Source organism: Aquimarina sp. U1-2 (genome assembly GCF_017897595.1).
In the GTDB taxonomy this organism is placed as follows: domain Bacteria; phylum Bacteroidota; class Bacteroidia; order Flavobacteriales; family Flavobacteriaceae; genus Aquimarina.
Genome location: NZ_JAGKIK010000001.1, coordinates 364,691 through 379,534, shown reverse-complemented (window position 1 = coordinate 379,534; position 14,844 = coordinate 364,691). Strand labels below are relative to the sequence as shown.

General features: G+C 34.7%; 14 protein-coding genes and 1 tRNA gene. 8 read left to right on the top strand and 7 right to left on the bottom strand.

From position 1 onward, the window contains the following. Window positions 1–205 precede the first annotated feature (205 nt). The 6 genes from J8281_RS01600 to J8281_RS01575 form a co-directional block, all read right to left on the bottom strand. Window positions 206–1,423: a GTP-binding protein gene (locus J8281_RS01600; RefSeq protein ID WP_210195834.1), complete on the bottom strand. Its 1,218-nt coding sequence runs from the start codon at window positions 1,421–1,423 to the stop codon at window positions 206–208. Between the two features lie 207 nt (window positions 1,424–1,630). Beyond that, window positions 1,631–2,452 (bottom strand): hypothetical protein, encoded by an 822-nt coding sequence (locus J8281_RS01595; protein ID WP_210195833.1) that lies wholly within the window; start codon window positions 2,450–2,452, stop codon window positions 1,631–1,633. A gap of 375 nt (window positions 2,453–2,827) precedes the next feature. Beyond that, the gene (locus tag J8281_RS01590; RefSeq protein ID WP_210195832.1) at window positions 2,828–4,261 is read right to left on the bottom strand and encodes a DUF3526 domain-containing protein; all 1,434 of its coding nucleotides are present in this window, start codon (window positions 4,259–4,261) and stop codon (window positions 2,828–2,830) included. A 6-nt stretch (window positions 4,262–4,267) separates the two neighbouring features. Beyond that, entirely contained in the window at window positions 4,268–5,671 is a 1,404-nt protein-coding gene (locus J8281_RS01585) for a DUF3526 domain-containing protein (RefSeq protein WP_210195831.1), read from the bottom strand. Further along, a complete protein-coding gene (locus J8281_RS01580; RefSeq protein WP_210195830.1) occupies window positions 5,668–6,384 on the bottom strand; it encodes an ABC transporter ATP-binding protein in 717 nt (238 codons plus the stop codon). The genes J8281_RS01585 and J8281_RS01580 overlap by 4 nt, the downstream gene beginning before the upstream one ends. A 353-nt stretch (window positions 6,385–6,737) precedes the next feature. Beyond that, a complete protein-coding gene (locus J8281_RS01575) occupies window positions 6,738–7,016 on the bottom strand; it encodes a hypothetical protein (RefSeq protein WP_210195829.1) in 279 nt (92 codons plus the stop codon). Window positions 7,017–7,414: 398 nt separating this feature from the next. Between J8281_RS01575 and J8281_RS01570 the strand changes: the two genes are divergently transcribed. Next, window positions 7,415–8,683 (top strand): S8 family serine peptidase, encoded by a 1,269-nt coding sequence (locus J8281_RS01570; RefSeq protein WP_210195828.1) that lies wholly within the window; start codon window positions 7,415–7,417, stop codon window positions 8,681–8,683. Between the two features lie 86 nt (window positions 8,684–8,769). Here the strand turns inward: J8281_RS01570 and J8281_RS01565 are convergent, their stop codons facing one another. Beyond that, window positions 8,770–9,156: a Fur family transcriptional regulator gene (locus J8281_RS01565; RefSeq protein WP_210195827.1), complete on the bottom strand. Its 387-nt coding sequence runs from the start codon at window positions 9,154–9,156 to the stop codon at window positions 8,770–8,772. Between the two features lie 455 nt (window positions 9,157–9,611). Between J8281_RS01565 and J8281_RS01560 the strand changes: the two genes are divergently transcribed. The 7 genes from J8281_RS01560 to J8281_RS01530 all read left to right on the top strand — a co-directional run bounded on the left by J8281_RS01560 (window position 9,612) and on the right by J8281_RS01530 (window position 14,809). Next, window positions 9,612–9,685, top strand: a tRNA-Arg gene (locus J8281_RS01560). Window positions 9,686–10,240: 555 nt separating this feature from the next. Further along, window positions 10,241–11,056 (top strand): helix-turn-helix transcriptional regulator, encoded by an 816-nt coding sequence (locus tag J8281_RS01555; protein WP_210195826.1) that lies wholly within the window; start codon window positions 10,241–10,243, stop codon window positions 11,054–11,056. A gap of 105 nt (window positions 11,057–11,161) precedes the next feature. After that, window positions 11,162–11,569, top strand: coding sequence for a DUF1761 domain-containing protein (locus tag J8281_RS01550; RefSeq protein ID WP_210195825.1), 408 nt, complete (start codon window positions 11,162–11,164; stop codon window positions 11,567–11,569). A 12-nt stretch (window positions 11,570–11,581) separates the two neighbouring features. After that, window positions 11,582–12,496 (top strand): PD40 domain-containing protein, encoded by a 915-nt coding sequence (locus J8281_RS01545; protein ID WP_210195824.1) that lies wholly within the window; start codon window positions 11,582–11,584, stop codon window positions 12,494–12,496. Window positions 12,497–12,502: 6 nt separating this feature from the next. After that, window positions 12,503–12,727 (top strand): hypothetical protein, encoded by a 225-nt coding sequence (locus tag J8281_RS01540; RefSeq protein WP_210195823.1) that lies wholly within the window; start codon window positions 12,503–12,505, stop codon window positions 12,725–12,727. 10 nt (window positions 12,728–12,737) lie between these two features. Next, window positions 12,738–13,850 (top strand): serine hydrolase, encoded by a 1,113-nt coding sequence (locus tag J8281_RS01535; protein ID WP_210195822.1) that lies wholly within the window; start codon window positions 12,738–12,740, stop codon window positions 13,848–13,850. A 446-nt stretch (window positions 13,851–14,296) separates the two neighbouring features. Then, complete coding sequence (locus tag J8281_RS01530) at window positions 14,297–14,809, top strand: adenine phosphoribosyltransferase (protein ID WP_210195821.1); 513 nt, start codon at window positions 14,297–14,299, stop codon at window positions 14,807–14,809. Window positions 14,810–14,844 lie beyond the last annotated feature (35 nt).

Here is a 14,844-nt window from a genome sequence, read left to right as displayed (position 1 = left end):
CTGTAATTAATCAATTTTAAATAAGCAGTATGGTGATTTGACTTAACATCCCAAATATAATACTCCTTATTCATCCTTTGGAGCCATATTTTTTTACGAGAAAATGCGTCTACCAGCTCGTATTTTCATAGTAAAGATATGAAAAGACTTTCTATAATTTTAGCATTGAAAGTTTTGTTTTATAGCTAAATTCATATAAAACGAGTTACATCGATGGTTCTTGATAAGTAGCAATAGGCCAATTATCTTTTGTAGAGAACTCACCTTTTTTCCATAGGTTGATCTCTGATTTGGTGAGCAAACTTGCATCAAGTTGTTTTGTGACCTGGTCAACATTAATATTTTGACCAATAAATACCAATTCAATTTTACGATCGCCAAAAGTTGCGTCCCATTCTGATTCGATCATTTCTTGATTATTAACAAAAGAAGCATAACCGATTCTTTCACTAAAGGGCATTGAAGCCCACCAAACTCCGGCAGGATCTGTTTTTAGCGAACCTCCTGCAGAACCCCAAATAAGAGCTTGGTCTGATCGTGAGGCCAGCCAAAATAACCCCTTACTACGAATAATATTGGAAGGAAAGTGTTGTGTTGCAAAATCTAAAAATCGTTTAGGATGAAAAGGTGTACGTCGTCGGTATACAAAAGAACCTATTCCGTACTCTTCGGTTTCAGGGATATGTTCATTTTCAAGTTCTTGTATCCAGCCTGCTGATGCTTCGGCTTCTTCGAAGTTGAATAACCCTGTGGCTATTACTTCGCGTAGCGCAGTTTGAGAATTTTGAGTAGGAATAATACGAGCATTCGGGTTTAATTTATGAATAATATCGTATAAATTCCTTAATTCAGACTCCGTCACCAAATCGACTTTATTCAGTAAAATTACATTGGCAAATTCTACCTGATCGGTTAGCAGATTAACAATAGTGCGATCATCTCCTTCAATATTGGTAAGATTTCTATCTGTTAAATATTGTGGGCTAGAAAAATCCTTTAAAAAGTTAAACGCATCTACGACAGTGACCATAGTATCTACGTAACTAAACCGACTTAAATCTAATTGTCCATCTTCACTAGCAAAACTAAAGGTTTGTGCAACTGGTATAGGTTCTGAAATTCCCGTACTTTCAATAATTAGATAATCAAAGCGCTGTTCTTTAGCCAATTTTTCTACTTCAATCATAAGGTCTTCCCTTAAAGTACAGCAAATACAGCCATTAGACATTTCTACCAATTTCTCTTCGGTTCGAGAAAGCGTATTTTCATTTTCTACAAGTTGTGCATCAATATTAACTTCACTCATATCATTAACGATAACAGCAACTTTAAGTCCTTCTTTGTTATGTAAAATATGATTTAAAAGTGTAGTTTTTCCTGCACCAAGAAATCCACTTAATACAGTTACGGGCAATTTATTCATTGATTTGAATATTTAAAAATTATCGAATATGTGTTATTACAACTAACCTGTTGTGTACAAGCACTGTCGCCGTCTTAACTACAATACAATAGACAAGTATTCCTAATTTCAGCTTTACACATGATTTTAAGTTACTTTATGGCTACGTATTCGATCAACTAGATTTAAATGCCTCAAGGCACGCCTTGAGGCCGCTCAGTCTAGAAATTACTCTTTTAATGTAACAGTACGAGTTACTTTGTTAAAAGGTCCCGGAAGCAATTTCCCCATTTCATCAAGCAATTCTAATTGAATTGTGATTTCTCCCATTGGTAATCCTTTGATAACGTGTGGAGCCCATTCTGTAATCATAAATTCTTCCCCATTAATAGTAGCACGAACTTTATGACCCTTTTCTGAAAGTGAGGTGTTGAGTACAAAGAAGTCGAGTAGTACTTGCTCTGTGTCTTTTCCGGCATATTCTCCTTTTGGCCTGCTATATATAAGTGTAGGCGCTTTCATATCAAGACCAAGTTTGTCTTCAGGTGTATCCCCAACTATAAGTTTACGAACAATTACAGAGTTCTCATTTTTAACGGATTCGTGAAATGAACGACTTAAAAAGGCAACCAAATGGTGCACTCCTGCCGGAACTTCTTTTTTAAAATTTGGTTCGTAATGAGCAGAATAAGGTTGATTGTCTAAAATGAAGTGAATATGTTGACCTTTTCCCGAGTTTGCTAATTTTTGAGCGTTAGGACCTTTTGTTTGTGCGCCTAATTCATAATTTTCTACGTTAAACGAAAACTCCATTTCTCCTGCTTTTGCCATTTTGATGTCTTCTGGGGTATCCAAAATAAGTGAAGCATCAGCATATGCGGGAGAGCCTTCTAATTTTTCAAGTGTTATTTTTGATGGTACTTTTTCGGTTTCTGTCTCAACCTCTTTGGTTACGCCTTCATCATTGTTAGCATCCTTTTTCTCCTGCTTACAAGCTGTAGTGAAAAAGAGCATTAAAGATGCAATAATACTTACATAGTGTGTGTTCATTGTGTTTTAATTTTAATTTATATAATCTGATTTAAAGGTTTTTTTGAATGCAGTTTCTCAAAATTCCAGATAGAAGTGATTCCCCTACTGGGTCTATTATTGTATTTGTCGTTTAATTTACAAATTATCTGGGTAATTTTACTATATTCTACATTATCTAAGGGTGCTACAGTAAACTTTATATAAATTTTCTGAATCCTGTTAAAAAACTCATGGTTTACGTATGTCGATTTAAGAAAAGCTTCGCACTTACAGCTAATGATAGCGCCAATTTTTATAGGTACTTTAGGAAGAGGGAAATTATTTACCCCTTGTTTTTGAGTCACCAAGGTTAGCTGCAATATGAAAACGACTACTAGTACACAATATCTCATATCAAAATGAAGTAAGCACAGTACGTTCTTCGAACTTTTTGGAAGATATATATCCAATGCCGAAAAGTAATGTAGTTATTCCCAAAAGAATGACCGGTACCAAATGTAATTTCGATTCAGGTTTAGGAAGAAATACAAATTGTGGAAGCTCTGGATAATCTTTTTGTGTAAAATTTTGATTGTTATATAAAAAGGGCGTTAAATAGCTTCTCCAGGTTTCAGCAAAAACAACAACTTGTTTTCGAAAATGATCGTAGTCTCCTGTTGAGGTTCCTGCCATTTTGTTCAAGGACTCTTGTACAGTAATTGCTGGAGATGCCCATTTTAACTTTTCAACCCATGCTTGTTGTTTTTGCAGTTGATTTTCATAGGTTGTAATCACTGGTTTCAGTTCTCCTTTAACGAGTTGTTGGGACGCCATATACCGATGATAAAATCCACGTGTTTGTGTCGTATCGTTGATAGCATATTCAGGATGATCTCTTAAAAAATTATCCAGAATTTTATCTTGTTTCTTCGCTACTTCGGCTTTTAATCCTCTCATTTCATTTATTAGTAGCGTACGCGAAGGCATAGGGTGTAATGTTGTGCTTACCTGATTAAGCGTAGATGGGATGAGCAATACAAAAAGCACCCATAATCCTAGTAATGAAATTGCATTTTTCGCAGAACTACCTACCCAGAGATTAACTAGAAATGCAAGAGCAAACCAAAATAGCATATAGGTTAATACAATACTAATAAACAGCATAAATGCTGTAAACATTGAAAACCATGCTATTTCTAAAATGAACAACGTAATTACCAGGGCTACTATTACAAGTACAGACAACCATAAAAAGCGGAGTGATAGCTTTTGTAATACCCAATTTTGGATCCCAATAGGTTGAGAGGCCAGTAATCGTAATGAACCACTTTCCTTTTCTGCGGAAAGTATATCGTAAGAAAAAGCAATAATAAGTAAAGGAAGTAAATAGACAATCACAAAAGCCAAATCAAAGCTGCCAAATAGCAATTGAACAGGGCTAGTCATCTCTGTAAAGTTTAATGCAGCATCATCTCCACTAACTTTCGGCTTCACATAATGTGTAAAAAGATCTGCTTGCCCGGTTGCTATAAAAGCCATTGATTGTGACTCCATTGCGGCTACACGTGGGTGGTAATTGCCAACTGCCATAGGACTTGTAGGTAGGGTCCACCTTGAAGCACTAACTTGCATCCCTTTTTCTATAGAATCCAGTAATTGTAGCATCATTTCGTCGTTTTTCTTTACTTCATCCTGGGCAGCAGTAATAGCGGCTTTTCTTTTTGCTACTTTTTCCTTCCCGTTATACCCCGAAAATCCAAATAACAGCAGCAAAATGATACTTAGCAATTGTATCCATTTACTTCGTAAAAGTAGTTTTAATTCGTATTTAAAATTGTATGATAACATGACGATTTATATTTTTTTAATGAATGATAGCAAAGCAAAAGAGCCCAAAAGCCAAGTACTCAAAACAGCAAGATTAAGCGTATTTTGAGAAAGTACTGCGGTAAGTTCGGGGGGTGAATATTCAAATACAGGAAGCTTTTTCCAAAAACTGGCATCAGCTTTGTACCCCCAGTTGCCATAGGCAGAATTTTTGGCAAAGTCATCATTAAGAAATTTTTGAGTGGCAATTCTATAATTTTCTGCAGCATCAGCAAAATTCCAATGTGTCGCATAATCGGTATGTGCTATGGCCATACTCATAAAACGAGTGGGCAGATAAGGAGAAAATACAGCCAATCCTTTGTAAACTTTGGTTTGTTTTGTAAACTGATCTTTAAGGTAGTTGTAGTGTTTAAAGTAAATATCAGCTTCGTGTTCTTCTCCTTTTTGCATGCGATATGCATCAAAGTTAAAAGGTAATTTGTGAATACTATCGACCCCATGTTCGGCTAATACTTTTTCTTTTAACAGTTTGGCTTCTTTACTCCACGGATTATGGCCGTCTAGCCCTTGCTTTTTGTCCTTTAGAACATTAGCAGCAAATTCTTGTCGGGTAGGGTATGGGTATTTATCTTCGGCGATATTACTGGCAGCTTTCGGAATAGCCAAACAGGAAACAATCCATACCGATAATGCTACCACCAGAGAAATTCCAGATTTTTTTGTTTTAGCAGAAATAAACAATATCAGATTCACAAAAATGATGTAGTAGGCGGTATACAGAAGATACATCCATATCAAAGAATTCCAATCGAAAATACCAAAGTCTTTTAGATTAGACAAGATCAATCCTGCAACGATAAAGAGTACGGTGGTAAGCGTTAAGATAGGGATAAAAAGTGCCATCCATTTGCCCAATACCCATCTCCATGCAGAAAAACCTTGACTTTTTAGCAAGGTTAGTGTTCCCATTTCATGTTCTTTTGTAAAGCTGTTATATCCTAAGAGAATGATTAGCAAAGGGATCATAAATAGAAGCATGAAGTCAGGAGTTAGGTCTCCAAAACGTGCTAAGCCTGTCTGATCGGCTGCAGCACTAAATTGAGCTTCATTTCGTTTATGCGCTTCCAAAAATATAGAAGATCCTACATATTTATCAACCCCTTGATCAATTAAAGATAAAGGATACTTCGGTTTAAACGCATAGGTACCATAATGTGCAGCTGAATGTGGATTCTTCTCACCTTGATTGTCCCATACATTTCTTTCAGCAGTTTTGGCTGTTTCATACTGTTTGTTAATATTTTGATAGTGCTGCGTACTAATCCATATTGATATACCCATTAGTAGAATAACGATAAACATGGCGATTCGTACCCGGCCGTCACGAAAAAGTTCTTTACTTTCTTTAACAAATGTTTTTCTAGTCATAACGCTACCTCTTTATAATTCATAGTAACTAAATATGTTTTTTCCAGATCGGTTAAAGAAATATCATTAGCAATAAATTCTTCTTTTAATTGCCCATTCTTCATAATTCCAATCTGAGTAGCTACTTCTTTTGCTCTAAATAAATCATGTGTAGCCATAAGGGTAGCTACTCCTTTTTGAGAAAGCTTTTGAAGGAGTTGCCCAAATTCATTACTGGCTTTTGGGTCAAGACCCGAAGTCGGTTCATCTAGAAGTAAAACTTTGGCATCTTTGGCGAGCGCAATCGCAATACCCACTTTTTGACGCATCCCTTTAGAAAAAGCTGTTATTCTTTTCTCAAAAGCGCTTTCTTGGAGTCCCGCTTCTTTCAAAAAAGATATTAAGTGCTGTTTAGTGAGTTTTTTGCCCGCAATGCCCGAAAAGTAATCCAGATTTTCAATAGCTGTAAGACTAGGATACAACATTAAGTTTTCCGGAATATATGCTAGAAATTTTTTGGTCTCTTTGCTATTCTCTAATACGTTCAGGCCATTAATCAGGGCATTCCCCGATGTTGGTTCGATAAATCCTAATAGGAGATTGATGGTGGTAGTTTTACCAGCTCCATTAGCTCCAAGTAAACAGTAAATTTCACCTTTACCTACGTTCAGGTTTAGCCGATCCAAAGCGGTTTGATTATTATATTTTTTTGTAAGATTCTGTGTTGTAATCATTTTGACTGAATTAATAGTTTCGATAATTGAAATTTATTTACCAAGAGGCTCATCTCGAGATAAATAATAGCTTTTAACTGATGTCTTATAAGTTTACTTTAAGATATTTTGTTTGTAGATAATCAATACTATATACAGTACGGCAATTCTTCTCGAATTGTAAGTATGAATAAATACAAAGTACGATGAATTATAGGGTTAAGGGTTAGTATACAATGCTAAAACTAATTATGGTGTTTATAGTGAAATACTATTGAAAAGATTAGAACGGTAATAAAACACTATATATGTATACTATATAGCCGTATGCTAGGTATAAAACTATAACATAAATATCTCTGAAAATACAACCACTATATTACAGAAGGAGGAGGTTTGTTATAAACACTTTTAGGAAGCGTAACGCTGTACTGATGTGTTTCATAACAAAAGATAGTATAAAATTGAATCTGATAATTGGTAATAGATCTTTGTTCAGAACCAAAAAAATCATTCTTAATAAAGGGAGTAAGTTGTTTTGAAAGTAGCGCAATATCACATAACTCACAATGAGTACTGATATCATCGTTAGAAAAATGAAAAAAGGAATGTGTGTCTACGATTCTAAGAAGTAGAAACGTGACAACAATCATAAAGCAAATTTTGTTTTTCCACGAATTCATGATCATGGAATAAAAGTAAGTATTAAACCTGTATTTTATCTAAATACATGAATTTATTACAAGAATTTTTGTAAAAGTTTAGGATTTAATCAAAGCGTTTCAGTCCTTTCTGTCTATATTTATGTTAAATTAATGTTAATTTTTTAATTCTTGTAGGAAGTTATTCCTACATATTTCATCCGAAGGGTAATTCCTGTTAAAAAATGTTTATGGGTTATTTTTACTAATGCAACACTGTTGCAAATGTTTTTTCAGTATACCTCTTTTGCTTTATAATAGACAAGATAATCGATTAGCAGTACGGTTTTACCACAGCCGATTTTTATTTTGAATTAATAATTTTACAGTCTAACACAAATTTAATTATTATGAAAAAATTTAGTAAACTAGCTTTGGGTACTGTACTCTCAGCATTAGTAATCACTTCTTGTCAAAATGAAACTTCATCTGACGAGATTGTTGAATCAGTTGTAGAACCTACAAGTACAGAAGGAAACATTATTCCGGGAGAGTATATTGTAGTTTTCAAAGATTCAAAAATACGACCAACATCAAAGGTTCTTTCTAAATCATCCTTTACCAGTAGAGAGGCAAAAGCGAAATCGGTAAGAGAAATTTCTGAAGTTTCTATCCAAAAAATGAATACGATTTTACTCGATTATGGTGTAGATCAGGCCAAGGTAATGAGCTATTATACTACTGCTATTTCAGGGATGGCTCTCAAATTAGGAGATGATGAATTTCAAAAATTATCAAAAGACCCTAGTGTAGCTTCTATTGAGTATAACAGAATCGTAAAATTACCAAAGTTTGAGGTAGAAGAAGTATTTCAGGCTGACGGTTCTGCAAAAATGGCGCAGCAAACACCTTGCGGTATTTCGAGAGCAGGTGGCGCAGTTGATGGTTCAGGAAGAGACCAATGGATTTGGGTAATCGATAGCGGTATTGATTTGGATCATCCAGATTTAAACGTAGTTACCGATTCAAGATATTCAAAAACATTTGTGGGAGGATCTCCCAACGATTGTAATGGGCATGGGACTCATGTAGCGGGTACAGCGGCGGCTGTAAATAATAGTGTTGGTGTTATTGGGGTTTCTGCAGGAGCAAATGTTGTTTCTGTAAGAGTTTTCGGATGTAGTGGTGGTAGTAGTACTCAAACCATACTCAACGGAATTAATCACGTAGCAGCTAATGATCTTGCAGGAGATGTCGCTAATTTAAGTTTAGGAGGATTTTTTGGATCAGGTTGCTCAAATAATTCATCGTATCGTACCGCACTATCAAATTTGGCAAGTGGCGGAACACGTATAGCAATTGCAGCAGGAAATGATAGTGCTAATGCATCTAATTACCAACCTGCTTGTGTTAATGGTAACAATATATACACAGTAGCTTCTATGACGTGTAATCGCGGATTTTCATCTTTCTCTAATTTCAATATGAATCCGATTGATGTTATAGCTACTGGTAGCAGTGTAAGAAGTACGTACCTAAACGGAGGGTACGCTACATTAAGTGGTACTTCTATGGCTACTCCACATGTTGCTGGTATTATGCATGCAAGACAAAGCGGGCCAAGAACATCGGGTTCTGTAAGCAGTCGAGGAGAAAATTATCCTATAGCTGTACGATAGATAACCGCTAAACTTACATATGAAAGCGTAAGTTATAAGAGGCTGTCCAAAAAGCAATACCTTGTTATTGGTTTGGATAGCCTCTTTTATTTTTTACATTTATTACAAATACCGATTACCAAAAATTGTGTTTCTTTAACTGTAAAACCTTCTAGATCAGGAATAAGTAAAGTATTGGGTTGGCAAGTTACTTCGTTACATACCTGACATTCAAAATGAATATGATTATGGATTTGGTGAGATACTCCGCACTGATTACAAAGCGCATAGTGCGCTTTACCATTTTTTACGGTTATAAAGTGTACTTCTCCTTTGGCAACGAATCTATCTAAAATTCTGTAAATCGTAGTTTTATTCACTTTAATAGGCATGGCATCCATAATATCTTCGGCAGACATGGTATGTTGTGTATTTGATAAAATTGCTCTTACGAGATTTTGTTTTTCGGTATTTCTTGTTTTCTTAGTTTCCATGAACCAATATTCAAAACTTTAGTATTCGCACATCGAGCTTTGATACCATAAACTCGCTTCAGGTGATTTTATATCCTTTGAAAGGAATAGTTTTTCGCCTTAAGAACTTGATACAATTAGGTAGAAAAGATTAGTTTCTGTATTGTAATTACTTCGTATATAGCTATGATTCAAAGATACTTTAATTCCTATAGGTAAAAAAATTTTGAAATTTTGAGTAGCTCATTATATCTTTTGGTTGAATGTATGGCATGCAATTGCAATATGCATTATAAATCAAAAGAATGTATTCAATGATACAAATAAAAGCTGCAAATAGTCTATGTAAATGCAAAACCTTCAATAAAGGTAGCGTTGTTTTTGAATATATTGAACCCGTTCATTACATATATGTGAAAAAGTAAATATTATGTTGTCAACTATATAAAAAACTTTTATATTTGCACCCGCAAAAAGGCCTCGTAGCATAACTGAATAGTGCACTTGATTACGGCTCAAGAGGTTGCAGGTTTGAATCCTGCCGAGGTCACTAAAATTATTAATAAAGAGTATCAAAAAACCTTACAAATCATAGAATTTGTAAGGTTTTGTTGTTTCTGGACCATCAAATTATTTGATATAATTTGACTTAAAATGCTATCATATCGTCAATAAAATTTTTAAGCACCAATACCTTTGAAAGCTTTGAGTACAAAATATTATCTTTATGGTATGGTTAGAGATATTTTGTTATAACTATGACGTTCTCAAACAGCATACTTATTGAAATGGTTTCAAAATTGCTAAAATATACTAAAATTGCTTTCTCTTAAGATTTATGTCCGTGTACTTTAGAATAAAGTGAGCGCTGATATAAATAATATGAGAGAGAAACTCAAAAATTTAGAAACAAGTAATCAAAAGAATAGAAAGGCTTAGACGATAATATTATCAAAAATACAGTTTTATTGGCACCGTCAAAGGGTATCATACCCCCGAGGTAGTTTACTACAAATTAATGTTTTTATTACAACTTCTCTACAAGTTGACTCAAATTCATATTAAGTTAAAAGATTTTTTTAATTTTTAACTATTTTTAAGGTCAATGATTTTCAACCAACACCAAATCCCTCTTCGGTTAGAGAAATATGTAACCGACTTATTGTATCACAAAGACTATTATCCCAATCACAAAAGGGATAAATACCTGCCAGATGGTACGATCAATATAATTTTTGAGCTTACTAACAATCCCAAATTTATTTACGATAACGTAACTGGTAAAACAAAACAGGAATGTAAGAATGTTTGGTTTTCTGGTGTATTGAAAGATTACATTACCATTAGCAGTCATCACGAAGAAATGATGGTATTGGTCTTTAAACCTGGTACAGGATTTCCACTGATTTATAAAGATATATCAAAGTTTACCAATCAAGTGGTGCCTGCTGAGCAAGTTTTCGGCGATAGCATACTTAATTTATTGAAGGATTTGAAATTGCCAACCACACCCGAAGAAAAATTTTTGGCCATTGAAAAATGGCTGGACAATCAATTAACAGAAGACGATTTTTATTTGGAAGTTATTCGGTATGCCATTGACGCTATCGAAAATTCACCTACACAAATAAATCTTTCAGAGCTTTCAGATAAGTTAGGTTATTCTCAGAAACAGTTTATTCAATTATTCAAGAAGTATGTGGGATTGACCCCTAAGCAATTCCACAGAGTTATTCGTTTCAATGAGATATTAGCTGCTGTCGAAAATCAAGAAACTATTTCTTGGACCATAGTTGCGGCCGATTGCGGGTACTTTGATCAAGCCCATTTTATTAAAGACTTTCAATCATTCTCTGGAATCAATCCCAAGAAATACCTAAGTGATATCGAAGATTACCCCAATTTTCTGCCTGTAAAGTAGTATTTGAATTCTATTGAGAAATTGGGTAAGTAAATTTTTTACAATTTTAAAAGTAGTCTTCTCTATTTCTTTGTGGTGTATTAATCAATTCACTAAACAAAATTTATGGAAACAATGTACATTAATCATATCGCAGTAGCAGTTTGTGCGATATTAAACTTAGTCGTAGGCGCATTTTGGTATAGCCCAGCACTATTCTACAAAGCTTGGAAAAAGGAAAATGGTCTAACAGATGTAGATTTTGAAAACATCAATATGGGTAAGTTGTATGGTGTTAGCTTCGTTCTTGCTTTGATAATGAGCTACAATATGGCCTTCTTTTTGGGCGATGCCAATACAGATTGGGCTTGGGGTACAGCTGCTGGATTTTTTACAGGATTTGGGTTTTGCGCAATGATTTTTACCGCAATTGCCTTATTCGAGAAGAAGTCTTGGAAATACATTCTGATCAATAGCGGGTACATTATTTTCTACTTTACACTAATTGGTTTCGTTTTAGGAATCTGGAGATAAATTATTAGAACGATGAAAAAATTACTCTACACATTAAGTCTGGCATTTGCTATAGTAAGTTGCCAGGCACAACAGAAAATGGCATACAATGTATTGGAAGATCCAGCCACACAAAATTACGAAGTCTATGTGATGGATACCAATGGAAAGAATCCCAAGAACATTACCAACTCAAAATCGGTGGATTGGGTTTATGACAGCTTTAATGAAAAAATTTATTTCCTGTCTGACCGTAGCGAATGCTTCAGATGCCTGTACCTTTATGAAATGGATTCTGAAGGCAAAAATGTTCGAAAAGTAACAGACTTTAAACTTGCAGATAGTTGGTTAGGCAGTCGGAAAAAAGGTACAGAGTTTATCGTAAAGCCGGCAAAAGCAAAAGATGCTAAATTCTACATTATCAATTTACAAGGTAAAATTCTTGAAAAAGTGAATGTTAATTTAGCGTATACCAATGACCCAACCTTTTCACCTGATGGTAAGCATATCGTTTTTCGCGGAAGCGATAAAACATCACCGCGGGAACTCGGTTTTACAGATGCCTTGTATATGATGAATTTACAATCGAAAGAAGTATCGAAGATTACTTCGCATCCCGATGAAGGTACTGGAAAACAATGGACAGGCTATTTGGCGGCGGCACCCAGATGGCGCGCAGATGGTAAGATCTCTTTCGCTTCTATGCAGGATAACAACTATGACATTTATCTCATCAATCCCGACGGTACCGAAATGGAATCGGTGACACCTCTGGAAAACAATCAAGTGTACCATCATTGGAATGACAAAGGCGAACTCATCTTTGAAGCTTCAATGAATAATCATTCAGGTTACGAATTGTATAAGCGAACAACTGAAGGTAAGGTTATCCAACTGACAGATGATAATCTTGAACAGTATGCACCTGTTTTCGTAAAAACTAAATAGTACGATATGGAAACTGCTGGATACTCAAAAACACCTTTAGCCAAAAAGTTGGGAATTAAAGAAGGTCATGTAATTTTGGTCGTGAATGAACCCAAGCATTATATGAGTTTGTTCAGTGACTTTCCGAAAGATACTATCCGAAAGAAAGAACTGGACGCTGAAAGTTTTGACTATATCCACATTTTTGTTCAAAACCATAGTGAGCTTACTACCATAATTCAAAACAAATAAAAACGCACAGATGTTTTCAAATCAAATTATTAGATATGCATTTTCTTTATTGATGCTTTATTTTCTTCTAGTGAGTTGTGATCCCTATAAAAAGGAATTTAAATGGCAAGTTGAATCACCAAAAAATCTACATTTAGATACAGAACTTCTTAACAAGCTCATTAAAAAAGTTAAAGATTCTTCATTTCATGCTATTGATGCTATTCTTTTAATTAAAGATGAAAAAATTGTCTTAGAAGAATATTTCAATGGTTATACAAAAGATAGTATGCATAATACGGCTTCTGTAGGTAAAAGTATCACTTCTGCATTAGTAGGTATTGCAATACAACAGGGTCTTATTCCTAGTCTCGAAACAACTGTGATGGATTACTTTACTGATTCCTATAGAATACGAGATCTCAATACAGAAAAGAAAAATATAACAATATATCATTTTCTTACCATGACCTCTGGTTTAGCTTGCGATGATTGGGACGAAGATTCTCCCGGAAACACAAAGCATTTTGTAACTGCGAAAGATGATTTTGCGCTTACATTGAATCTACCCATGGTAAGCAAAAATGGTAAAAGATTTGCGTATTGCTCTGGGGGTGCCAATTTGTTAGGTGAAATTATTAGAAAAGCATCTGGAAAATCACTAAAAGAATATGCTGATACTGTACTGTTTAACAAAATAGGAGTTTATGAAAATGAATGGTTTATTGTGCCCAAGCCACCACATAACGAATTCGCCGGTGGCGGAAATTATCTTAAACCCCGTGATATGGCTAAGTTTGGGTTACTTTACAAAAATAAAGGAAAATGGGAGGGAGAGCAAATAATTCCAGAAAAATGGATTGAAGAAAGTACATCGACTCAAATAGAAGTCCCAAACGAATCTGCGGCTTATGGCTATTTTTGGTGGGTTAAAGAGTACACTTATAAAGAAAGAAAGATACCCGGGTTTGAAGCCTCTGGGAACGGAGGAAATAAAATTATTGTGCTCCCTAAGTTGGATTTAGTTTTTATACTTACAGGGAGTGGGTATGGAAATGAATATATTGAAGGAGAACAAGCAAGGATTATTTTTGAAAACTATATCCTAAAATCGGTTAATACCAGTTCTACTTTAAATAAATAAAAACGCACAGATGTTTTTAAATCAAATTTGAATATCCGTTTTATGTAATAAAGACATTTTTTAGCGTCATTCCGAATTTATTTCGGAATCTCATCATGCTTATAAACAACGTTTTATAATGAGAACCTGAAACAAGCCTGTGCTGAACTCGTTTCAGTATTCAGGTTGACGGTTATATTTTATTCTTCATTACGGATATTCAATAATCAAATTATTAAATATGCATTTTCTTTACTGAGTAATTTTAAAGTGGAAGTGGTATAACTATTAGAAAGAATACAAAATCTCTAAATGAAAACAGCTATTGCAGATAGGTTTGAAGCCTAAGTTTTGTAACAATAGCTCTTCATTACAAAGCATACCAAAATTAGGTTTTCTAAATATTTTTTGAATTTTTAACCCGTAATAGATTTTATAATGCATAAAGCGTTTAGTACATTAGATCAATGAAAATAGAAAATTTTATACGAGATATTAGCGACTTTCCTAAACCTGGGATTCAGTTTAAGGATATCACGCCTTTGCTTTTAAATTATAATGCTTTGGTCGCCTGTGCAAATCAATTAGCAGACCTTGTGCCTGTAAATACTTCAATTGATAAAGTGATAGGTGTAGAGTCTAGAGGATTTATAATGGGTGCCATGCTTGCTGAACGCTTACAAGCTGGATTTATACCGGTACGCAAAAAAGGAAAGCTTCCCCATACAATAATATCAAAAGAGTACGATCTCGAATACGGTAGCGATACTCTAGAAATTCATGCCGATGCTATCTCAAAGGGAGAGCACATACTTGTTCATGACGACGTTCTGGCTACAGGTGGTACAGCAAGCACGGTTTGTAGTTTGGTAGAAGAATTAGGTGGAGTAGTGATACAATGTAATTTTATTATCGAACTCAATGCTCTAAAAGGCAGAGATCATTTACATGTACCGGTAGCCGCCGTATTACAGTACTAGTATTTTATACTGCATGATCCGGATTTAATGAACAC

Excerpts from the sequence above, each read along its gene's own strand:
- J8281_RS01575 (WP_210195829.1), bottom strand. The coding sequence starts at position 7,016 with ATGATTGTTGTCACGTTTCTACTTCTTAGAATCGTAGACACACATTCC.
- J8281_RS01580 (WP_210195830.1), bottom strand. The coding sequence starts at position 6,384 with ATGATTACAACACAGAATCTTACAAAAAAATATAATAATCAAACCGCT.
- J8281_RS01590 (WP_210195832.1), bottom strand. The coding sequence starts at position 4,261 with ATGTTATCATACAATTTTAAATACGAATTAAAACTACTTTTACGAAGT.
- J8281_RS01550 (WP_210195825.1), top strand. The coding sequence starts at position 11,162 with ATGGAAACAATGTACATTAATCATATCGCAGTAGCAGTTTGTGCGATA.
- J8281_RS01595 (WP_210195833.1), bottom strand. The coding sequence starts at position 2,452 with ATGAACACACACTATGTAAGTATTATTGCATCTTTAATGCTCTTTTTC.
- J8281_RS01545 (WP_210195824.1), top strand. The coding sequence starts at position 11,582 with ATGAAAAAATTACTCTACACATTAAGTCTGGCATTTGCTATAGTAAGT.
- J8281_RS01555 (WP_210195826.1), top strand. The coding sequence starts at position 10,241 with ATGATTTTCAACCAACACCAAATCCCTCTTCGGTTAGAGAAATATGTA.
- J8281_RS01530 (WP_210195821.1), top strand. The coding sequence starts at position 14,297 with ATGAAAATAGAAAATTTTATACGAGATATTAGCGACTTTCCTAAACCT.
- J8281_RS01570 (WP_210195828.1), top strand. The coding sequence starts at position 7,415 with ATGAAAAAATTTAGTAAACTAGCTTTGGGTACTGTACTCTCAGCATTA.
- J8281_RS01565 (WP_210195827.1), bottom strand. The coding sequence starts at position 9,156 with ATGGAAACTAAGAAAACAAGAAATACCGAAAAACAAAATCTCGTAAGA.
- J8281_RS01600 (WP_210195834.1), bottom strand. The coding sequence starts at position 1,423 with ATGAATAAATTGCCCGTAACTGTATTAAGTGGATTTCTTGGTGCAGGA.
- J8281_RS01585 (WP_210195831.1), bottom strand. The coding sequence starts at position 5,671 with ATGACTAGAAAAACATTTGTTAAAGAAAGTAAAGAACTTTTTCGTGAC.
- J8281_RS01540 (WP_210195823.1), top strand. The coding sequence starts at position 12,503 with ATGGAAACTGCTGGATACTCAAAAACACCTTTAGCCAAAAAGTTGGGA.
- J8281_RS01535 (WP_210195822.1), top strand. The coding sequence starts at position 12,738 with ATGTTTTCAAATCAAATTATTAGATATGCATTTTCTTTATTGATGCTT.